The organism is Streptomyces sp. NPDC085937, assembly GCF_044540535.1.
Classification (GTDB): domain Bacteria; phylum Actinomycetota; class Actinomycetes; order Streptomycetales; family Streptomycetaceae; genus Streptomyces.
Window position 1 is genome coordinate 340,245 of record NZ_JBITSH010000007.1, and the last position, 20,705, is coordinate 360,949.

Annotated in this window: 18 protein-coding genes; 12 read left to right on the plus strand and 6 right to left on the minus strand. The window is 74.9% G+C overall.

What is annotated here, in order from left to right; genetic code table 11:
- The first annotated feature begins 74 nt into the window (after nt 1–74).
- Both ACIF8S_RS18115 and bla read left to right on the plus strand, forming a co-directional pair.
- Nucleotides 75–1,706, plus strand: coding sequence for a penicillin-binding transpeptidase domain-containing protein (locus ACIF8S_RS18115; RefSeq protein ID WP_400000039.1), 1,632 nt, complete (start codon nt 75–77; stop codon nt 1,704–1,706).
- Nucleotides 1,707–1,736: 30 nt separating this feature from the next.
- Nucleotides 1,737–2,657 (plus strand): class A beta-lactamase, encoded by a 921-nt coding sequence (bla, locus tag ACIF8S_RS18120; RefSeq protein WP_400000040.1) that lies wholly within the window; start codon nt 1,737–1,739, stop codon nt 2,655–2,657.
- Nucleotides 2,658–2,734: 77 nt separating this feature from the next.
- Here bla and ACIF8S_RS18125 read toward each other — a convergent pair whose 3' ends face one another.
- On the minus strand, nt 2,735–3,055 hold the full coding sequence (locus tag ACIF8S_RS18125) for an antibiotic biosynthesis monooxygenase family protein (RefSeq protein ID WP_400000041.1): 321 nt from the start codon (nt 3,053–3,055) through the stop codon (nt 2,735–2,737).
- A 76-nt stretch (nt 3,056–3,131) separates the two neighbouring features.
- Nucleotides 3,132–4,118 (minus strand): hypothetical protein, encoded by a 987-nt coding sequence (locus tag ACIF8S_RS18130; protein WP_400000042.1) that lies wholly within the window; start codon nt 4,116–4,118, stop codon nt 3,132–3,134.
- 314 nt (nt 4,119–4,432) lie between these two features.
- Here ACIF8S_RS18130 and ACIF8S_RS18135 point away from each other — a divergent pair, with 314 nt between their 5' ends.
- The 7 genes from ACIF8S_RS18135 (at nt 4,433) to ACIF8S_RS18165 (ending at nt 12,267) form a co-directional block, all read left to right on the plus strand.
- The gene (locus ACIF8S_RS18135; RefSeq protein WP_400000043.1) at nt 4,433–5,569 is read left to right on the plus strand and encodes a sugar ABC transporter substrate-binding protein; all 1,137 of its coding nucleotides are present in this window, start codon (nt 4,433–4,435) and stop codon (nt 5,567–5,569) included.
- Nucleotides 5,570–5,666: 97 nt separating this feature from the next.
- The gene (locus tag ACIF8S_RS18140; protein WP_400000044.1) at nt 5,667–5,885 is read left to right on the plus strand and encodes a DUF4287 domain-containing protein; all 219 of its coding nucleotides are present in this window, start codon (nt 5,667–5,669) and stop codon (nt 5,883–5,885) included.
- Between the two features lie 160 nt (nt 5,886–6,045).
- A complete protein-coding gene (locus ACIF8S_RS18145; protein ID WP_400000045.1) occupies nt 6,046–6,993 on the plus strand; it encodes an RNA polymerase sigma-70 factor in 948 nt (315 codons plus the stop codon).
- Nucleotides 6,994–7,094: 101 nt separating this feature from the next.
- Nucleotides 7,095–8,306 (plus strand): NAD(P)/FAD-dependent oxidoreductase, encoded by a 1,212-nt coding sequence (locus tag ACIF8S_RS18150; RefSeq protein ID WP_400000046.1) that lies wholly within the window; start codon nt 7,095–7,097, stop codon nt 8,304–8,306.
- A gap of 326 nt (nt 8,307–8,632) precedes the next feature.
- Nucleotides 8,633–11,092, plus strand: a complete 2,460-nt coding sequence (locus ACIF8S_RS18155; RefSeq protein ID WP_400000047.1) for a histidine kinase — start codon at nt 8,633–8,635, stop codon at nt 11,090–11,092.
- Nucleotides 11,089–11,769: a response regulator gene (locus tag ACIF8S_RS18160; protein ID WP_400000048.1), complete on the plus strand. Its 681-nt coding sequence runs from the start codon at nt 11,089–11,091 to the stop codon at nt 11,767–11,769. The genes ACIF8S_RS18155 and ACIF8S_RS18160 overlap by 4 nt, the downstream gene beginning before the upstream one ends.
- Nucleotides 11,770–11,904: 135 nt before the next feature.
- On the plus strand, nt 11,905–12,267 hold the full coding sequence (locus tag ACIF8S_RS18165; RefSeq protein WP_400000049.1) for an SCO4225 family membrane protein: 363 nt from the start codon (nt 11,905–11,907) through the stop codon (nt 12,265–12,267).
- Nucleotides 12,268–12,289: 22 nt separating this feature from the next.
- Here ACIF8S_RS18165 and ACIF8S_RS18170 read toward each other — a convergent pair whose 3' ends face one another.
- Together ACIF8S_RS18170 and ACIF8S_RS18175 are read right to left on the minus strand one after the other, a co-directional pair.
- Nucleotides 12,290–14,383, minus strand: coding sequence for a SpoIIE family protein phosphatase (locus ACIF8S_RS18170; RefSeq protein WP_400000050.1), 2,094 nt, complete (start codon nt 14,381–14,383; stop codon nt 12,290–12,292).
- 76 nt (nt 14,384–14,459) lie between these two features.
- On the minus strand, nt 14,460–16,499 hold the full coding sequence (locus ACIF8S_RS18175; RefSeq protein WP_400000069.1) for a SpoIIE family protein phosphatase: 2,040 nt from the start codon (nt 16,497–16,499) through the stop codon (nt 14,460–14,462).
- 402 nt (nt 16,500–16,901) lie between these two features.
- On the opposite strand from ACIF8S_RS18175, the gene ACIF8S_RS18180 reads away from it, so the two are divergent.
- The 3 genes from ACIF8S_RS18180 (at nt 16,902) to ACIF8S_RS18190 (ending at nt 18,898) form a co-directional block, all read left to right on the plus strand.
- Nucleotides 16,902–17,510, plus strand: a complete 609-nt coding sequence (locus ACIF8S_RS18180; RefSeq protein ID WP_400000051.1) for a hypothetical protein — start codon at nt 16,902–16,904, stop codon at nt 17,508–17,510.
- A gap of 78 nt (nt 17,511–17,588) precedes the next feature.
- Nucleotides 17,589–18,143 (plus strand): SigE family RNA polymerase sigma factor, encoded by a 555-nt coding sequence (locus ACIF8S_RS18185; RefSeq protein ID WP_400000052.1) that lies wholly within the window; start codon nt 17,589–17,591, stop codon nt 18,141–18,143.
- A complete protein-coding gene (locus ACIF8S_RS18190) occupies nt 18,140–18,898 on the plus strand; it encodes a hypothetical protein (RefSeq protein WP_400000053.1) in 759 nt (252 codons plus the stop codon). The genes ACIF8S_RS18185 and ACIF8S_RS18190 overlap by 4 nt, the downstream gene beginning before the upstream one ends.
- A gap of 62 nt (nt 18,899–18,960) precedes the next feature.
- Here ACIF8S_RS18190 and ACIF8S_RS18195 read toward each other — a convergent pair whose 3' ends face one another.
- Nucleotides 18,961–19,545, minus strand: a complete 585-nt coding sequence (locus ACIF8S_RS18195; RefSeq protein WP_349795401.1) for a TerD family protein — start codon at nt 19,543–19,545, stop codon at nt 18,961–18,963.
- 103 nt (nt 19,546–19,648) lie between these two features.
- Nucleotides 19,649–20,422: a polysaccharide deacetylase family protein gene (locus ACIF8S_RS18200; RefSeq protein WP_400000054.1), complete on the minus strand. Its 774-nt coding sequence runs from the start codon at nt 20,420–20,422 to the stop codon at nt 19,649–19,651.
- Between the last annotated feature and the right edge of the window lie 283 nt (nt 20,423–20,705).

Sequence of the window (20,705 nt, forward strand, 5' to 3'; positions counted from 1 at the left end):
ATATCGAGTGTTGATCGGTCCATGATTGATACCGGACTTGGACGGACGGCCATCCGCACTGCTGTGGTCGGGGCATGCACACGTATCCCGACCTTCCCCCTTCCGGTTCCCGTCGGCGTCCGCGCAAGGCGGTCAGGGCCGTCGTCGCCGTGACGGCGGTCGCCGCGGTCGCCGTGGGCGGCGCCTGGACGGCCGGCCTCGGTCCCTTCGCGGCGGAGAGCGGACCCGACCCCGACGCGGTGGCCGAGGCGCGCGCGTTCCTCGCCGACTGGTCGGCCGGACGGCTCCCGGACGCCGCCGCCCGCACCACGAGACCCGACCGCGCGGAGGAGGTGCTGCGCAGCTTCACCGCCGGGCTCGACATCGAGAAACCGGTGCTCACGGCCGGGAAGCCCGAGGAGGACGAGGAGTCCGACGGGCACGCCGTCACCGTGCCGTTCACCGCGCGGATGCCCGTGACCGACCTCGGCACCTGGACCTACGCCGCCGAGTTGCCGCTGCGCGAGCGGGGCGGCGAGTGGAAGGTGGACTGGCGGCTGTCGGTGGTGCACCCGCGGCTCAGCGGGACGGAGAAGTTCCGCCTGGAGCGGGAGGAGGCCGAACCGGTCCGGGCGGACGACCGCGACGGCCGGACCCTGTCCGTGGCCGAACACCCCTCCCTCGGCCCGGTCCTCGCCCAGCTGGCCCGCGGCCGGGGCGGCGGCGGACCACGCGGGGCCGTGCAGCTCGTCGACCGGGTCACCGGGGAGGTCCGGCGCACCGAGGCCGCCTTCGGGTCCGCCGACGTCCGCGAGGACGACGGCCCCCTGCGCACCACCCTCGACGCCCGCTGGCAGACGGCAGCCGAACGGGCCCTGAAGAGCTCCGGAGGCAGGAACACGGCGCTCGTCGCCCTGCGCGTCGACGACGGCGAGATCCTCGCCGTGGCCAACTCCCCCGCCACCGGCTTCAACCGGGCCGTCTCCGGCACCTACGCTCCCGGCTCCACCTGGAAGATCGTCACCAGCAGCGCCCTGCTGCTGAAGGGCGCGGTCGCGCCGGACGACGTCGTGGACTGCCCCCGCTACCTCACCGTCGGCAAGCGGTTCCAGAACGTCGAGACCTCCGCCCACCCGGGCGCCACCTTCCGCAAGGCCTTCACCGAGTCCTGCAACACCGCCTTCATCGGCCTGCGCGGCAAGCTCGGCGACAGCGAACTCGGGGACGTCGCCAAGGAGTACTTCGGCGTCGGCCAGACCTGGCACGTGGGCGTCCCTTCCTACGACGGGTCCGTGCCGGTGCCGCGCGACGCGACGGAGAAGGCCGCGTCGATGATCGGCCAGGGACGGGTGCAGGCCAACCCGCTGATCATGGCGTCGGTCACCGCGACGGCCGTGTCCGGCACCTTCCACCAGCCCGCCCTTGTCGCCGGCACGGAGGACACCACCGAGACCCGGGCGCTGCCCCCCGGGGTCGTGTCCCAGCTCCGGACGCTCCTGCGGGCCACCGTCACCGAGGGCACCGCGCGGGCCCTGGCCCCGCTGGCCGGTGAGGTCGGCGGCAAGACCGGCACCGCCGAGGTCTCCGACGACCAGGAGAACAACGGCTGGATGGTCGCCCACCGCGACGGCGTCGCCGTGGCCTGCGTGGTCGAGGAGGGCGTCACCGGCGGCGGCTCCGCCGGACCGGTGCTCCACGCCCTGCTGTCCGCCGCACCCCGCTCCTGACCCCCGTTCCCCCCTGGAAGGAACCCTCTCGTGACCGCACGCCCCTCCCGCCGCGCCCTGCTGCTGACCGCGGCCCTCGCCCCCGTCGCGGGCTGCGCCACCGACGCCCCGGACCGCGCACCGGGCCGCGGCGCCCCCGCGACTCCGGACCGCACCGCCCCGGCGCCCGTCAGCCCCCGCAACCTCGCCGCCCTGGAGCGCGAGTACGGTGCCCGGCTCGGGGTGTTCGGCGTCGACACCGGCACCGGCGCCACCGTCGTCCACCGGGCCGACGAACGGTTCGCGATGCTCTCCACCTTCAAGACCCTCGCCGCGGCCGCCGTACTGGAGCGCCGCACCGGCGCCCGCATGGACGAGCGGATCACCTACGGCGAGGCCGACCTCGTGCCGTACTCCCCGGTCACCGAGAAGCACACGGCCACGGGCATGACCATGCGCCAGGTGTGTGACGCGGCCGTGCGGTACAGCGACAACACGGCCGGCAACCTGATGCTGCGTGACCTCGGCGGACCGCGTGCCCTCACCGCCTACGTGCGCGGGCTCGGCGACCGGGTGACCCGGCTGGACCACACCGAGCCCGAGCTGAACAACAACCCGCCCGGCGACCCGCGCGACACCACCACGCCCCGGGCGATCGCCGCCGACTACCGCGCCCTGGTCGTGGGCGACGCCCTGCCGGGCGCCGGGCGCGCCCAGCTCACCGACTGGCTGGTGCGCAACACCACCGGGGACCGGCGCATCCGGGCGGGCGTGCCCCGGGGCTGGAAGGTGGGGGACAAGACCGGCAGCGGCGAGTGGGGCCGGGCCAACGACGCGGCGGTGCTGTGGCCCGGGAACGGCCGCTCCCCGCTGGTGCTGTCCGTCCTCACCGAACGCCCCGACCGCGACGCGGCCGCCACCGACGAGCTGGTGGCGGAGGCGACGCGTCGGGTGCTGGACGTACTGGCGTGACGCGGGGACCGGGCTGACGGCTCGGTTCTGGCGGGTCGGTCCTGACGGGTCGGTCCTGACGGGTCGGACCTGGCAGGTCAGTCCTGGCGGGGCGCCGCCTGCTGGACCACCTCGAAGGACCACAGGGTGGCGTCGGTGGCCGCCGGACGGGGCCTGTCGCCCCGCGCGCCCGCGTGGGCGGCCTCGCCCCGGCCGGCCATCCAGCGCTGGAAGTCCTCCTCGGTCCGCCAGCGCGTGTAGACGAGGTAGGTGTCGGTGCCCTCGACCGGGCGCAGCAGCTCGAACCACTCGAACCCGTCCGAACCCTCCACCGCCCCGGCCCGTGCGGCGAACCGCTTCTCCAGGGTCTCGCGCTGGTCCTCGGGAACCGTGAGTACGTTGATCTTGACGACGCTCATGTCCCGATTGTCCCGCAGGCTCCGTGAGGCGCGCCGGGCGGGGCGGGCCTGCGGACGGCCCGCCCCGGGCACGCGGTCAGCCGATGCAGAGCAGCAGCAGGCAGAGCCGGGGGTCCTCCGGCTCGGCGGACGGCGGGGGCGTGGTGGGCGCGGGCTGCGTGGCGCCGCCGCTGCCGCCGTCGCCGTTCCCGCTCCCGTTCCCGGTTCCGGTCCCGCCGTCGTCGGCGGACGGCGGGGGTGAGGTGGGGCGGGTGGTCGTACCGGAGCCGCCCGTGCCGGACGCCGCTCCGCTGCCGGTGCCCTGGCTCGTCTGCGTACGGGAGCCCGAGCGGGAGACGGATGCCGGTGCCTCGGACCGGGACCCGGTGGGGACTTCGGTGGTGGCGGTGCCGTCGGTGCGGGTGCGCGACGGCGGTGCGGTGGTGGCCGGCGCGGACTCGGCACGGGCCGGGCCGCGGCGGTCGCCGGCCGCCGGGGGAGCGGTCGTACGGTCGGGGGAGGCGGCCGGGGCGGTCGGGGTGTCGTCCGCGGTGCCCGTGGTGCCGCCCATGCCGCGCAGGTCGGGCGCGGTGGCGGCCTGGGCGCGCTCGCCGCCGCCCCGGTCGGTCGAGGCGAGGGTGATGCCGCCGCCGACGAGGGCCACGGCCGTGGCGACCAGGGCGCGCCGCTGGGTCTTCCGCCACCGGGCCAACTGCCGCCGCCGTGCCGCCCGCCCGGTACCGGAACCCGAGGGGACGGCGCGCGGCGGGCCGTCCGCCGGGCCTGCCTCGGCGGGCCGCCGGGCGTCGGCGGACCGCGCCGGAACGGCCGGCCGTTCCGCGGCGGACCGTGCGGGAGCGGGCAGGGGGACGGGGTCGGCGGACCGTACGGGAGCGGTGAACCACCCCGCGTCCGCCTGGCGTTCGTCACCGGCGCGGGGAGCCGTGCCGGACGTCGTCGCCGCCGGTCCCGGCACGGGGTGACCGCCCACCACGCCGGGCGCGATGTCGGGGGCGTAGGCGCCGCAACCCGGGCAGACCAGGGCGCCGTTGAGGTGCCGGCGACACGTGGAGCAGTAGTCCATCCGCTGACTTCCTGAGGTGTCGTACCGGGCGACCGTGCGGGGACGGGCGGCCCGGTCCGGGCAGGGGAACAGCCACGCTAGCCACGCCCACGGCCCGCTGTGTGCAGCCGGTGTGCCGCTCCTGCGCACATTCGCGGCGCGCCTGGGGAGAAGGTCGTGAGCACGCGTGCCGCACCACCGCACAACGGACACACTGCGAAGCGACGTCCTGGGCCCGGCCGGACGCAGGCCCCGACGCCGTGCCGTACGGAGTGCCGCGCCGGCCGTCCAGCCGCACCCCCATGCCGCATGTCCGCCCGGAAGGCGCCCCCACGTTGAAGACCCGTACCACCGCTCCGGCCGCCGCACGCCGTCTCGCTCTCTCGCTGACCGCGACGCTGTCGGCCCTCTCCCTCACCGCATGCGGCGTCCTCGGCGCGAGCGGCGACGACGGCGCGGACGCCCGCGCCAAGGACTACGACATCACCGTGGGCCTGTTGCTGCCCGACCGGGACACGGCACGCTTCGAGAAGTTCGACTACCCGCTCATCAAGGAGCGGATCGCCTCCGAGACCGACCGGCAGGGCAAGGTCGTCTACGCCAACGCCGGGGGCAGCAAGGAGAAGCAGAGCGAGCAGTTCCGGCGGATGGTCACCGACCGGGTCGACGTGATCCTCGTGGACGCCGTCGACGCGCGGGCCGTCGCGCCCGACGTGCGCCGGGCCAAGGAGGCGGGCATACCCGTCATCGCCTACGACCGGCTGGCCGAGGGCCCGATCGACGCCTACGTCTCGCACGACAACGAACTCGTCGGCCAGGTGCAGGGCCGCGCCCTGGTCAACGCGCTCGGCGAGAAGGCCGAGACCAGCAAGGTCGTGATGATGCACGGTGAGCCCGCCGACCCGAACACGAAGCTGTTCAAGAAGGGCGCGATGGGCGAGCTGGACGGCAACGTGGACATCGCCGCGTCGTTCGACACGAGGAAGTGGCTGCCCGAGGTCGCGGCGGCCAACATGCGCAAGGCGATCAAGAAGGTCGGCGCCGGCAACGTCGCCGCCGTCTACTCGGCGAACGACGGCATGGCCGGTGCGGTCATCCAGGAGCTCCAGGACGCGGGCGTCACCGAGCTGCCGCCGGTGACCGGGCAGGACGCGGACCTCGCGGCGGTGCGGCGGATCGTCGACGGCACGCAGTACATGAGCGTGTACAAGTCCTTCCTGCTGGAGGCGACCGGGGCGGCCGACATGGCGGTGGCCAAGGTGCAGGAGCGGGCGATCCAGTTCGACGCCCTGGCCCGGGACGTGATCGACAGCGGCTCCCAGAAGGACATCCCGGCGATGCTGGTCCCGGTGGTCGCCCTCACCCCGGAGAACATCGAGGACACGGTGATCGCGGACGGCGTCTACACCGTCCGGGAGATCTGCGCCCCCGCTTACGAGGACGACTGCGCGAAGATCGGCCTCACGCCCTGACCGTGACGGAGGTCACGTCCGGCCGCCGCTGACTTCCGGTCCTTCCCCCGGTCAACCCTTCTGACAGTGGCCGCACGCGATGGAAGGACCGGTCGTCATGAGCGCACAGGTGAAGGGCCCCGCCAGCTATTTCCCCTCGATCGAGAAGAAGTACGGCCGGCCCGTCGCCGAGTGGAAGGACCTCATCCGCTCGTCGCCGCTGACCCGCCACATGGAGCTCGTCGCCTGGCTCAAGACCGACCACGGGCTGGGACACGGTCACGCGAACGCCCTCGTCGCCCACACCCTCGCCGAGCGGACCGCCACCCGGTCCTAGCGGGACGGGCACCGGGTCCTGTCGGGACGGCACCGGGTTCCGGCGGGGGGGTGGGCGCGGCCCGGGGTCCCAGCCGGACGGACGCCCGGTCCAGCCGGATGTCCCCTCGTTCCCGGAGGCGCGGGGGACGGGAGGGCGGGGCGCGCCTAGGATCGGCGGCATGGCCCCGCGTACGAGCGACGTGAACCGTTTCCTGGCCGCCAAGCCCCGGCTGGAGGCCATCGCCTACCGGCTGCTCGGCTCCGCGAGCGAGGCGGAGGACCTGGTGCAGGAGACGTACCTGCGCTGGCAGGAAGCCGATCCCGGCCGGATCGAGGTGCCCGAGGCGTGGCTGACGAAGGTGCTCACCAACCTCTGTCTCAACCAGCTGACCTCGGCCCGCGCCCGGCGCGAGACGTACGTGGGGCAGTGGCTCCCTGAGCCGCTGCTCGCCGGTGACCCCATGCTCGGTCCGGCCGACACCGCCGAACAGCGGGAGTCGGTGTCGTACGCGATGCTCGTGCTGCTGGAGCGGCTCTCGCCGGACGAGCGGGCGGTGTACGTGCTGCGGGAGGCGTTCGGCTACCCGCACAAGGAGATCGCCGAGATCCTCGACGTCAGCGAGGCCGCCAGCCAGCAGATTTTGCACCGGGCCAGGAAGCACGTGGCCGCGGGCAGGGCGCGCCGGGAGATCGACGAGACGGCCGCGCGGCGGATCGTCGACGAGTTCGTCGCGGCCGCCACCAGCGGGCGGACCGAGCCGCTGGTCGCGCTGCTCACGCAGGACGTCGTCGCGGTCGGCGACGGCGGCGGGAAGGTCCCGGCCCGCGCCAAGGGCTTCGCCGGCGTCAAGGCGGTGGCCGCCTTCCTGCGCGGCATGTTCACTCCGGGCAGGGCCAAGCGCGAGGTGGTGGGCGGGTCGCCCGCGATGTACGCGGCGATCGCGAACGGCGAGCCGGCGGTCGTGGCGGTGCTCGACGGCCGGGTCATCGGCGTGATGTGCCTCGAGGTCACAGAGGACGGCATCGTCGCCGTCCGCAGCCAGGTCAACCCCGACAAGCTGGAGCGGGTGACGGAGCGCTGGGCCGCCGCCGACCACGGGGAGCCGGTGCTGCGGGACGTCTACTGAGGCACATCCGTCCCATGTGACGGACATCACATTTCTTTTCTGTCAGGGATCGGCGGACTGCCCGGTTCAAGGGGCGAACCAGTCGACGACAGGAGCCTGCCATGCAGCACCGCATCATCGTCCTCGGAGCCGGATACGCCGGAGCCTCCGCCGCCGGACGTCTGGCCAGGCGGCTGCACCGTGACGACGTCTCCCTCACCCTCGTCAACGCCGAGCCCGACTTCGTGGAGCGGGTCCGCAACCACGAGCTGGCCACCGGGCGGAACCTTCCCCACCGGCCGCTGGCCGACGTGCTCGGCGGGACCGGCGTCGAACTGAAGGTCGCGAAGGTCACCGCTGTCGACGTCGACCGCAAGGCCGTCGCCGTCACCGGTGCCGACGGCGCGGAGGAACTGACGTACGACACCCTCGTGTACGCCCTCGGCAGCGGCTGGAACGACCAGGGTGTGCCCGGTGCAGCCGAGCACGCGTACGAGATCGCCGGCCGGGCCGGCGCGCTGAAGGTGCGCGAGCGCCTCGCCGGGCTGGGCGCGGGCGCGCCCGTGGTCGTGGTCGGCGGAGGTCTCACCGGTCTGGAGGCCGCGACCGAGATCGCCGAGTCCCGTCCGGACCTGGAGGTCACCCTCGCCGCACGGGCCGGGCTCGGCGACTGGCTGTCGCCCAAGGGCGCCCGGTACGTGCGGGAGGTCTTCGGCCGGCTCGGCATCACCGCACGGGAGAACGCCGGCGTCACGGCTGTCGAGGACGGCCACGTAGTCACCGCCGACGGGACGGTCCTGCCGTCCGCGCTCACCGTGTGGACCGCCGGGTTCGCCGTCCACCCGATCGTGAAGGCCACCACGCTGGAGGCGGGCGACGACGGCCGCATCGTGGTCGACGACACCATGCGGTCGGTCTCGCACCCGGACGTGTACGCCGTCGGCGACGCGGCCCTGGTGCGAGGCCCCGGCGACAAGCCGCTGCGGATGTCGTGCGCGACCGGCACGCCCACCGCGTGGCAGGCCGCCGACGCGATCGCCGCGCGGCTGACCGGCGGGAAGCTGCCGCACGTGCCGCTGCGCTACTTCAACCAGTGCGTCTCGCTGGGGCGCAAGGACGGACTCATCCAGTACGTCACCGCCGACGACCGCGCGGTGAACGCCGCCCTGACCGGGCGGCTCGCCGCGTTCTACAAGGAGCTGATCTGCAAGGGCGCGGCGTGGGGCGTGGCCCACCCGACCCTCGGCATGCCGACCCGCCGCCGCCGGATGCCGCGGCCGGACGCCGTGCCGTCCGCCCCGTCGGCGGAGCCGGCCCCGGAAACAGCCGCCTGACCGGTGGACATGGCCCGCCGCCGGGCCGCCGGGCCGCCGGGCCGCCTGACCGGCCGACACCGCCGGCCGCGTCCGCCGGGCCGACCCGAGGGAGGTGTCCCCGGGTCGGCCCGTCGGTGCGGAGCCGGTGGGGCGGGCCCTGGGCTCGGGCCGGTACGGCCGTTGAGGCGGCGCACGCCGAGCCGTGCCCCGGGGGTGCCCGCGGCGACCCCCGGAACCCCGTAGGAACGGCCCCCGGACGCCCCCTCTGCACCCAGGGATAGAGAGCGGAATCCCCCTTCGGCCGGAGGGGGAGGCGGAGGGCCTGGCCCTAGCCTGGTCACGTCATGAAACACAACGACGACCGGCTGGTACCGGTCCTGCTGCTGTGCGCCCAAGCCCTGGTGTGGCCGGGGGCGGCACTGGTGCGCGGCGACGCCCCGTCCGTGTCCGCCCTGCTGGTGGCGGCCCTCGTCGCCGGTTCCGTCACCGGCGTGCTCACGCTGCGCCGTAGCCGGCCGGTGGCCACGCTCGTCGTGGTCGCCGCCGCCTGCGCGCTGGGCGCCGGCCCGCTGCCCGCCGGGGCGACGGCGGTGCTCGGGACCGCCGGTGCCGCGCTCGCCCTGTGGACGGTGGCGACCGGGCGCGACACCTTCACCACCCTGCTGTGCGGCACGTCCCTCGCCGTCTGGCAGCTGGTGCACGGTCTCACCCTGCACCGGCTGAGCGACCGCGACGGACTCGACCTCGTCCTCACCGCCCTGCTGTACGCCACCACGTGCGGCGCCGGCCTGCTCGCCCGTCGCGCCCGTCGTGCCCGCCGGGCGGACGAACACCTGCTGCGCCGCGCCGAGTCCGAGCGCCACCGGCTCCCCGCCGTGGAACGGCGCCGTATGGAACGGGAGTTGCACGACGTCAGCGCCCACCATCTGACGGCCGTGGTGGTCACCGCCGGTGCCGCCCTGGGCCTGCGCGAGACCCGGCCCGAACTCACCGACGAGGCACTGCGGTTCGCCGTGGAGACCGGTCACGAGGTCACCCGGGCGCTGGGCGCGGTACGGGCCCCCGCCCCCTCGGCCGCAGGCCTGCCGTCGCCCGAGGAGCGGCTGCTCGGCCTGGTCGCCGGGTTCCGGCGGATCGGCCAGCCGGTCGACTGCGAGGCCGACCCCCTGCCGGAGGGCGCCGTCGCCGACGCGGTGTACGCCATCGTGCGCGAGGCGCTCACCAACGGGGCGCGGTACGCGCCCGGCGCGCCGACGCGGGTGCGCTGCCGGTACGGCGACGACCGCACGGACGTCGTGGTCACCAGCGGCGCGCCGCTGCCCGGCACCCCGGCGCACGGCGCGGACCTGGGCGGCGGACGCGGCCAGGGCATCCTGCGCTCCCGTGCGAGGGAGGCCGGCGGCACCCTGACCAGCGGCCCGACGGCGGACGGCGGCTGGGAGGTGCGGGCGGTCCTGCCCGGCCGGACCGTCGGACCCGCCGACCGGCCGGGCGCGCGCGGCTACCGCGTGGCCCAGGTGACGGCCGCGGCCGGACTCGTCCTGCAGCCGCTGCTGCCGGTGGTGGTGATCCGGGCGGAGGACACCCCTGCGGGTTCGTCCGTGTCGGCGGGCGTGCTGTTCGCGCTGCTCGCGGCGGCCCAGGCGGTCACGCTGCTGTGGCTGAGGCGGGCCCCGCGCACGGCGTACGGCGTTCTCGCGGTACTGGCTCTGCTGTGGCCGGTGGCGGCGGCGGCCGGTGACTACGGCGGGCCGGTGCTGCTGCCGCCGGCGCTGGGCGCGGTTGCCACGTGCCTGGCGCTCGCCGCGGACGGTGCGGTGCGGGCCGGTGGGGGGTGGTCGCGCAGTTCCCCGCGCCCCTTCAGGGCGCCGGTGGGACAGCCCGCCCAGGAGCGAGCGGAACCACGCGAACGGCCACGACGGCCCCGGCGCATCTTCAGGGCGCTGGTGGGGCAGCCCGCCCAGGGGCGCGGGGAGCTGCGCGAACGGTCCCGGCGCCCTCTCACCTTCCCGCACCCCCTCGCGGGGGCGACCGCCGTGCACACGGCCGCCGTCATCACCGCCGTACTGGACCGGGGAACCGGGCTGCCCGCCTGGGCGGTCGTCGTCGTGGCCCTCGCCGGGACGGGCCCGGTGATGTACGCGGCCCACCACGTCGGCACCGTGCGCGGTCGCCGCGTCCAGGACGCCCGTACCGCCCGGGACGGCCGCCTCGGCGCGCTGACCGGGGAGGCGGTGCGCGACGCGTGGGCCGAGCGCCGCCGGATCGCCGGCGGTCTGGAGACCACCGTGCTGGCCCGCACCGCCGACATGGTCGCGGAGGCGGAGGCGGGCAGGCTGGACGCGACCGCGGAGCGCGCCCGGGAGGCTCTGACCGCGATGCGCGCCCTGCTCGACACGGTCCGGGACGACGAGGAGCGGCCCGCGCTGCGCCCGCAGCCCACACTCCAGGCGCTGGACCTGCTGGCCCGCCAGTGCCGGGCCACCGGCCGCGAGGTGGACGTACGCCTCACCGGGCGGGTGCCCGAGCGGCTGCCCGCCGCCGTGGACCTGGCCGCCTACCACGCGGCCGAGACGGTGCTCGCCGCCGGCGGCGACCATCCCACGGCACTCGACCTGGACGCCGTGGACGGTACGTTGACGATCACGGCCGCCGGAGTTCCGTCCGCCGCCCACCCGGCCGTACGGGAGCGGCTCGCGGCGCGGGTCGAGGCCCTCGACGGCGCCCTGACCACCGGACCGGCGGACACCGTCCGTCTCATGCTGCCCCTCGCACCGGGCGACGGGGAGAAGAGGGAACGATGAGCCTCAAGGTGCTGGTCGCCGACGACCAGGGCATCGTGCGTGCGGGGTTCGCCGCCGTGATCGACGCCGAGCAGGACATGACGGTCGTCGGTGAGGCCGCCGACGGGGCCGCCGCCGTGCGGCTCGCGGACCAACTGGCGCCGGACGTCGTCGTGATGGACGTACGGATGCCCGAAGTGGACGGCATCGCCGCGACCCGGATCATCACCGGCCGCCCGGACGCGCCCAAGGTTCTGGTGCTGACCACCTTCGACCTAGACGCCTACGTCTTCGACGCCCTGCGGGCGGGCGCCTCCGGCTTCCTGCTCAAGGACGTGTACGCCGCCGAACTGCTGCGCGGGATCCGGGTGGTGGCGGCGGGCGAGAGCGTCCTCGCGCCCTCGGCGACCCGCCGGCTCATCGGTCACTACGCGGCCGCGGGCGCCGCCCGGGGGGCAGCCGGGCGGATCCCTGAGCTGTCCGGTCTGACCGACCGCGAGCACGGCGTCCTGACCCTGGTCGCCGCCGGACTGACCAACGCGGAGGTCGCCGACCAGCTCGGCATCACCGTCGGCACCGTGAAGTCCCACGTCAACGCGTTGCTGCGGAAGCTGGGGCTGCGGGACCGGGTGCAGGCGACGATCCTCGCCTACGATCTCGGCCTCGCCCGGCCGAACCCGCCCGGCACCGCCGTGTGACCCGGCACCCTCCAACCCGGTCCGCTGCGACCAGGCCCCGTCCGCCCCGCCCCCCCGACCCGGCGTCCCGCACGCCCCCGGCACCTCCGCACGCACCTGTCCTGTACCAGCCGTACCGACCCGAGGATCATGAACATGACCAGCCATAGCGGCGCCGCCAGCGCCTCCGAGGAGCCCACCACCATGACCGGACGACCCGACAACACCCTCCTCGGCCGCCTGCGCCACCTCTACGGCGATGTCTTCGCCCTCCTGTACCTGGCGGTCTGCGCGGGCCTCACCGTGTGGGCGATCGCGGTCAGCACCGGGGAGACCGAGGACGCGTCCTTCGCGGGCGTCATACCGGTGCTCGCCACCGCCCCGGCCAGCCTTGTCCTGCTGGCCCTGCCGGGTGGAGGCATCGCGTCCTTCGTCCTCGCTGTCGTCGTGGGCGCGCTGGTCAACGCCGCCGTCATCGGCTGGTGCTCGCGCCGGCTGCGTCGGGGCCCGGCGGCCTGAACCGGCCCGGGGTGCGGGCCCGTCACACCCCGACGGTGTCGAAGGCGCCCATCGCGTCCAGGACGTCCCCCGCGTCCTCACCGAGCCGCTGCTCGGACCAGATGGTCTTGTCCCGGCGGCTGTGCCGCACACCCCAGTGGGCGCTGAGCCGCATCACTATGTACAGGCCCCGCCCGCCCTCGTCCCCCGCCCGCGCGTGCCGCAGGTGGGGGCCGGCGCTGTTGGCGTCGGTCACCTCCGCCAGCAGGCGCTCCCGGTCGTGGATGAGCCGCAGCCGGACCGGCCCCTCGCCGTGCAGGATGGCGTTGGTGACGAGCTCGCTGACGATGATCTCGGTGGTGAAGGCGCGCTCGTCGAGGTGCCACGCGGTGAGCTGCTGGCCGACCAGCCGGCGGGCCGTGCCGACCACGGAGGCGTCCGCGGGCAGCGTCCAGTCCGCGACCTGGTGCGGCGGCAGGAAGTCGGTGCGCGCGAGCAGCAGCACGGCGTCGTCGTACCGGGAGGGCGCCATGCGGTAGACGGCCGTGTCGCACAGCTCTTGAAGGGGCCGGGACGGGGTCGCGAGCACGTGTTCCAGGTGGTGCACGGCGGTCGCCTCGCCGTCCCCCTCGCGGTCGCCCTCGGAACCGAGGAGACCGTTGGTGCAGTGCGCGATCAGGCTGCCCGGCGGGAGCTGCACCACGGCGGGCTGGAACGCCGCCCCGCCCTCCGCCCCCAGGGATGGTCCGAGCGGCACGTCCACGGCGAGCGGTGCCCCGTCCGGGTCGACGAGGATCGGGGCCGGGTGCCCGGCCCGCATCATGGTGCACTGCCGGGAGACCGGGTCGTAGACGGTGACCGCGCAGGTCGCCAGGTACGGATGCGCGTCGCCGGCCCGGGAGTCGGCGGCCGCGAGCTGTCCCGCGACCTCGTCCAGGTGGGTCAGCACCTCGTCGGTCTCCAGGTCCTGCAGTGCCAGGGTGCGCAGCGCGACGCGGAGCTGGCCCATGGTGGCCGCCGCCTCGATGCCGTGACCGGCGACGTCCCCGACCACCAGCGCCACCCGGGTCCCGGAGAGCGGGATGACGTCGAACCACGCCCCGCCCGCGCCCTCCGGCAGGTACACGTGCGCGGTCTCCACGGCCGACAGACGCGGAGTGGCCCCCGGCTGCAGCCGGCGCTGGAGGGCGGAGGCGACCGCGTGCTCGCGGCGGTAGCTGCGCGCGTTGTCCAGGTGCGCGGCCGCGGTGGCGGCGGCCTGCCGGGCCACGTCCAGATCGGCCTCCTCGAAGGCGTCCACCCGGCTGCGGTACAGCGTCAGCAGCCCCAGCACCCCGCCCCGCGCGGTCAGCGGCGCGACGATCATGGAGTGGACCGTCCGCCCCAGCAGCGGGGCGAAGCCGTCCGGGTCCGTCTTCAGCCAGGGATCGTCCGGCGTGACCTGCACCAGGCGCGCGTGGGAGTCGTTGAGCGCCTGCGTGTACGGCGTCGGGAAGGGGAAGGGCCGGCTGTCACCGGTCTCCCTCAACGGCCGCACGCTGTCGGGCGCGGCGAAGGCCACCCGGCGCAGGGGGACGGACGTCGGCAGGGGCCCGGACGGGGGCGCGGCCCCGGCGGGGTCGTCGTCCAGCAGGTCGACGGCGGCCGCGTCGGTGAAGGCGGGGACCAGCGCGGCCATCAGGGCGTCCGCCGTGTCCTGCACGTCGAGCGTGGCGCCGACCGTGCGGTGCACCGTGCTCAGGACGGCGAGGCGGTCCGCCGAGGCCTGCCGCTCGGTCACGTCTTCCACCACGCCCACCAGGCCGGGGCCGTTCCGCAGCGGGAACAGCGACACCTGCACGGCGAGCGTGCGGTGCGGTTCGGACGGCGACCGCCCGCGGACGAGGCGGTCACGCAGTGGCTCACCGGTGGTGAGCACCTCGTCGATCAGGTGGCCGATCTCGTGCGTCCCGAGGTCGGGGGCGAAGTCCTCCACGTAGTGCCCGAGGACGGCGTCGGCGGGCAGGGCGCGCACCCCGCGCCCGGAAGGGTTGTAGCGGGTCACCTTGCGGTCGCCGTCGAGCAGGAACAAGCCCTGGGGCGAGCCGGCGAACAGCGCGTCCAGCACCGCGGCGTCGTCGACGGGACCGTCCGTCACCGCTTACTCCCTTCGGGGGACTCCCCTACTCACTTTCCCGCATCGCCCACGCACGGCAACTCGGCCGCCGCCCCGGTCACCGGGCGCGCAGGACCAGCAACGCCACGTCGTCGCAGCGGTGCGCGCGGTGTCGTACGTCGTGGACCAGCACGTCGGCGAGGGTTTCGGCGTCCAGGTCGCCGGCGAGGGCCAGCCGGCCGGCGAGTTCGTGGACGGCGTCGCCGAGGTCCACGCCGGGGACCTCGACCAGACCGTCGGTGTAGAGGACCAGCACGGACCCGGGGGGCAGGGCGATGCCGGCGCACTCGTAGTCGGCGTCGGCGTCGATGCCGAGCAGCAGGTTGGACGGCACGTCGACCACCTCGGTGCGACCGTCGGGATGCCGCAGCACCGGCGGCGGATGGCCCGCGCAGGCCAGCCGCGCCTGGTGGCGCGCCAGGTCCAGGTGCACGTACAGGCAGCTGGTGAACAGGCCCGGGTCGAGGTCGGTCAGCAGGCGGTTGGCGCGGGCGAGGACCTCCCCGGGCGGCGCCCCGGCCGTGGCGTGCACCGCGGTGCGCACCTGCCCCATCAGCGTGGCCGCCTGCACGCTGTGCCCCTGCACGTCACCGATGGCGGCCGCGGCGTTGGTGTCGTCGAGGCGGATCAGGTCGTACAGGTCACCGCCGACAGCGGTGCCGCGGCTGGAGGGGAGGTAGCGGGCGGCGACCTCGAGCCCGGCCAGCCGCGGCAGGGCGTGCGGCAGCAGCCCGGCCTGCAGGCTGTGGGCGAGGCGGTGGTTGTCGTCGTAGAGACAGGCGCGGTCCAGGGCCTGGGCGACGAGACCGGCGAGGGAGGTGAACAGCGCGCGTTCGGCGGGGGCGAAGGTGTGCCGGCGGTCGTAGGCGAGGACGAGGGTGCCGACGGGGCGTCCGGAGGCGAGCAGCGGCAGGAAGCACCAGGCGGCCATGTCGTCCATGCGGATCGCGGTGGGGTGGGCGCGCCGCAGGTCGGAGAAGGCGGAGAAGAAACCGGGCGTGCCGGTGGCCAGGCACTGCGCCGCGGGGGTGTCCGCGGTCAGCGGCACCCCGTCGAAGTGGCTCATCAGGTCCTCCGTGTAGCCACGGTGGCCGATGATCCGCAGCCGGCCCTCCTCGCTCGTCATCAGGATCAGCGCCTGGGCCCCGGTGGCGGGCAGCACCAGGCCGGCGACCCGGTCGACCACGTCCCCCACCCCCACCGCCTCGGAGAGGGTCGCCGCCAGGTGCATCAGGTGGTACGCGCCCGTGGCGCGGCCGGCGGCGACGGGCTCGGGGGCCGGGGACTGCCCCGGGTCCGGGACGCCCGGCGCGGCGACGGACGCGATGCGTACGCTGATGCCCGTGCCGTCCGGGTAGAGCCGGAACGACAGCCACCGGCCCGGCGGGTGCAGCACGGTGAACGACGTGGCACGGCGGCTGAACACCGCGGCCCGGTAGTTGTCCTGCGCGACCGGGGTGTTGAGCCAGGGCAGGACCTCCCACGGCCGGAGGCCCAGCAGCTCGGACGGTTCGGCGTCGAGGAGCCGGGCGGCGGTGTCGGTGACGAAGACGATCCGGCCGTCGGCGTTGAGCGAGCAGCAGCCGCCGGGCAGGCGTTCGGCGAAGGCGGCGGCGGGCTCCAGGGGCGCGCCGGTGAGCACGTCCGGCGGGGGCGTCAGCCGGGGGGCGCCGCCGGGCGGCGCCGGACTGTCACGGTCGGCGGCGGTGCTCAGCAGTCCGCCGAGGCGCCGGCACAGGGCGTCGATCGTGTCGCGTTCCGTGCCGCTCAGCTCCGGGGAGCGCGAGCCGGGCCACTGGAGCACGAGTCCGCCCCACACCGTGTCGTCGGCCGTGACCGCGGACGCGGCCAGCATGAACGGGTACGGCAGCACGACGGCCAGCTGCGGATACTGGCGCGCCACCTCCTCCGGCCCGCCGAGCCACACCAGCCGGCCCTCGCGCAGCGCGTCGGCGACCGGGGAGTGGTAGCCGAGCCCGACCCGGGCCCACGGCAGGGCGACGTCCCACGGGACGCCGCTCAGCACCGTCAGCCGCAGCGCCCGCTCCTCGGTGGCCAGCAGGTACAGGCCGCCGACGTTGGCCCCGGTGTCCCGCATGCCCTGCACCAGGGTGCGCTCCAGCACCTCCACGGCTGACTCCGTCCGGCAGGGGAGGCGGGCGTCCCCTGCGTCTCTCGGCGCCTCGACTGCGTGGACGCCCGGGTGACCCGGAGCCGGGGGCCGCGGTCGCGGGCCCTCCCGTCGCACCCGGCGCCCATACCGGGACGATACGCCCGGCGGGCGGCGCGGGCACCCGGTGGACGGCCGGTCCCGGCCCGCCATGGTCCCGGCTCGCCGCGGTCCTGGGCCCGCCACGGTCCCGCCCCGCCGCGAAGAAACTTCGCGGCGGGTGTCATCCGGCGGACGCAGGGCCGGAGTTTGTACGGGTGGAGAGGCGCCCTCCGTCCATCCGACCGACGGGTCCGCAAGGGCCCGCGCTGCACGAGGAGTTGCCCGTTCATGACACGGACGCTGAAGTACCTGGCCGGTGCGGCCGCGGTGGCCGCGGTGGCCGGCATGGCCACGGTGTCGTACGCCGCGCCCGCCACGGCGCCGCACGAGACGGCCGGCCGGGCGGGGACGGCGCAGGTGCGCGCAGCCCAGGCGGCGCCCGCGGTGACCGCCAAGAAGCACGCCCCGACGCCGCGCATCGTCGCCCCCGGTGAGCACGTGACCGCCGCTCCCGGGTTCGAGCTGTGGCTGACGCCCGAGGGCAAGCACTGGACGACCCCCGGCGACCCGGAGCCGCAGTTCCGCAGTGTGGTCGACGGCAACATCGACCCGAGCAGCCCGGGTGTCTCCGTGCAGTCCGAGGGCACGCCGGAGCGCGTGTACCTCTCCGGTCTGTACTACGGCGGCAAGGGCACCGCCTCGACCGTCGAGATCGAGACCGAGGCCGGTACCGTGCGCGGGAAGCTCATCGAGCTGGCCGGCCGTCCCGGCTGGGGCGTCTGGTACGCCACCGCGGACGCCGTGCCGGTCGACGACGGGCCCTGGCACTTCGTCTCCGAGGTGACGGTCCGCGACACCAAGGGCCGGGTCTACGCCTCGCTGGCGCTGCCCCGCTGACCTCACGGGCGGGACCGGCCCACCCGGACCGGTCCCGCCTCCGCTCCGCCCCCACACCCGACCCGGAGGAACCGGTCCGTGCCGCAGTACGAGACATCAGCACCCTTCCCGGCGAACCCCGACTTCGCCGCCTACGCGGGTGCCGCCTGGGGCCGTCTGGTGAGGACCGCCCTCCTGCTCACGGGGGACTTCCACGAAGCCGAGGATCTCGTGCAGACCACGCTGGCCAAGGTGTACGCCCGGTGGGGACGCGTCCCCGCCGACGACGTCGACTTCTACGTACGGCGTGCACTGGTCAACAACAACATCAGCCGCACCCGCAGACGGCGGGTCACGCATCTGCTGATGCCGTTCCTGCCGGAGCGGGTGCACCAGGAGGACCGCGGCCACGCCGAGTCCGTGGAGCACCGCGCCGCGATCACCGAGGCACTCGGCACGCTCTCCACCCGGCAGCGGACGGTGCTGGTGCTGCGCTACTGGGAGGACCTGCCCGAGACCGCCATCGCCGAGGTGCTCAACTGCTCTCCCGGCACGGTGAAGACGCATGCCCGGCGCGGTCTCGAAGCCCTTCGCTCCCATCCCGCGTTCGCCGCCGCCGAACGCTCGCACCCTCTTCCCGGAGCCCGTTCATGAACCACTCGCCGACCGAAGAAGAACCGGACGCCGGGCCCGCCGAGGCGGGCCGGCTGCGCGAGGCGCTGGCCGCGGCGGCGTACGGCATCACGCCGTCCCGGGCGCCGCTGGCCGATGTGGAACGCCGGGGCCGGACGATCCGGCGCAGGCGGCGGACCACCGTGCTGGGCACGGGCTGCGGTCTGCTGCTGGTGCCGCTGGCGTTCGTCGTCGTGCACGGCACGGACGACGACGCCGACCGGACCACGCGCCCGGCCGCGACGGTGTCCGCCTCGCCCACCCCTACGCCCACGCCCACCGCCTCGCAGCGGACGCCGGCCCCGGCACCCCGCGTCGTCGCCCCCGGTGAGCGGGTGACGGCGGCTCCGGGATTCGTGCTGTGGCTGACGGAGGAGGGGAAGCACTGGACGACGCCGGACATGCCCGAGCTTCCCCAGTTCCGCAGTGTGGTCGACGGCAACATCGACCGGAGCACGCCCGGGGTGTCGGTGCAGAGCCACGGTGACCGCAGCCGGGAGTACCTGACCGGCCTCTACTACGGCGGTGAGGGCACGGCCTCCGTCGTCGAGGTCGGGACGGCGGACGGCGTGGTCCGCGGCCATCTGCTGGAACTGCCCGGCCGTCCGGGGTGGGGCGTCTGGTACGCCGTCAACGACGCCGTCCGGCGCGACGACGACGATCCGCTCCCCTCGATGCACACCGTCACGGTGCGCGACACGGAGGGCCGCGTCTACGCCCGATTCCCCAGGCTCTGACGACGGCGGCCACGGCACCGGATCCCGGTGCCGTGGCCGGCTCGTGCCGCTCGTGCCGTGTGCTACTTGCTGACGGCGAACCGCATCAGGGCGTGCTCGTCACCCTGCTTGATCTTGCCGGTCTCGTTGATGACCTGGAGCTTCCAGCTGTTGCCCACGCGCAGGGCCTTGGCCACGGCGCAACCGTTGTCCTGGCTGAGCAGGCTCGGCCAGATGTCGGCCACCTGCTGGGTGCTGCCGCCGGTCGCGTCGTAGACCTTGAAGCTGATGTTGCGGGCCTTCTGGAAGGAACTGCCCTTCTTGTAGGCGGCGGCGACGAAGACGACCGCGGTGATGGCGCCGGGCAGCCGGGAGAACTCGACGGTCACCGTCTCGTCGTCCCCGTCCCCGTGGCCGGTCTGGTTGTCACCGCTGTGCAGGAGGGAGCCGTTGCCCATCGGGTCGAGCGAGTCCAGGCCCGCGAGGCGCACCGGGTCGCTGCCCGACATGGCGACCGCGATCAGGTCGAGGTCCGTACCGGTCTTGCGGCGCAGCTTGCCGAGCACTCCGCCGCTGCTGCCGGCGGTCGGGTCCCAGGAGACGCCGATGGACAGGTGCGTGACCCCGTCCAGGTCCGCGGGGCCGTCTTCCTTGGTCAGCGTGATCATGAAGGAGCCATCCTTTGTCGACGGGTGTACGGCCCAGAGTCTGCCTGGCGGCGCAACATCCTGAACAGCCGGGTCTGCCCTGAAACGGGATTGTTGCGGGCGCTCAGCGCACCGGGAAGCCGAAGGAGTAGCCCTCTTCCTTCAGCCAGGGCAGCACGCGGCGCAGCGCCTCGACGGTCTGCTCGCGGTCGCCGCCGGCGTCGTGGAAGAGGATGGTCGGGCCGTTGGACAGCTCCCGCTGCACGGTGGCGACGATGGCGTCCGCGCCCGGCTGCTCGAAGTCCTTGGTGTCGACGTTCCAGCCCAGTGGGCGCATGCCCCGGGAGGCGGCCACCTGGCGGCTGTGCGGGGTGAACGCGCCGCCGGGCGCGCGGTAGTAGAGGGGCCGTACGCCCCCGGACGCCTTGGTGATCATGCGTTCGGCGTCGAGGATCTCCTGCGACTGGTAGGCCTCGGACTTCCGGTCCATGGCGGTGTCGTGCGAGACGGAGTGGTCGCACAGCCGGTGGCCGGCCGCGACGATGTCCTTCACCAGGTCCGGGTGGGTCTGTGCCTGGACGCCGGTCAGGCAGAAGGTGGCCTTCACCTCGTGCTCGCGCAGCAGGTCGAGCACCTCGGGCGTCCAGCGGGCGTCGGGGCCGTCGTCGATGGTGATGTTGACGCCGCGCGGGCCCGCGTCGGAGGCGTGCACGATCGCCGCCGAGACCCGCCGGGCCTCGCCGCCCGGCTCCGCATGCGCGGACGCCTGCGGTGTCGCGCCGCCGACGACGTCGGCCTGCGCGGTGTACACCGAGGCGCCGACGGCCAGCATCGTCACACCGAGTGCCGCCCCGGCCACCTTGCCGTACCAGCCCCGTCCACCGCCGTGCCGCGCCATGGCCCGCCCCGCTTTCCTGCCGTCGCTCGTCGCCCGTGTCCCGGGCTCCCCTGGGAACCACTGGGCGAGACGACAGACGGACGTCCCCGGATGCGTCCGTTACCGATCACGGACACATCCGGGGACGTTCGCGGACAGAGCGGCCGCACGGACCGGGGGCCCGGGGCCCCGGGGGGCCGGGGCCCCCCGGGGGGGGGGGGGGGGGGGCGGGGGGCGCGCCCCCCCCCGCACAACCGCCGCCCCCCCCCCCCCCCGGGGGGGTAAGCCAGAAGAAAACCCCCAC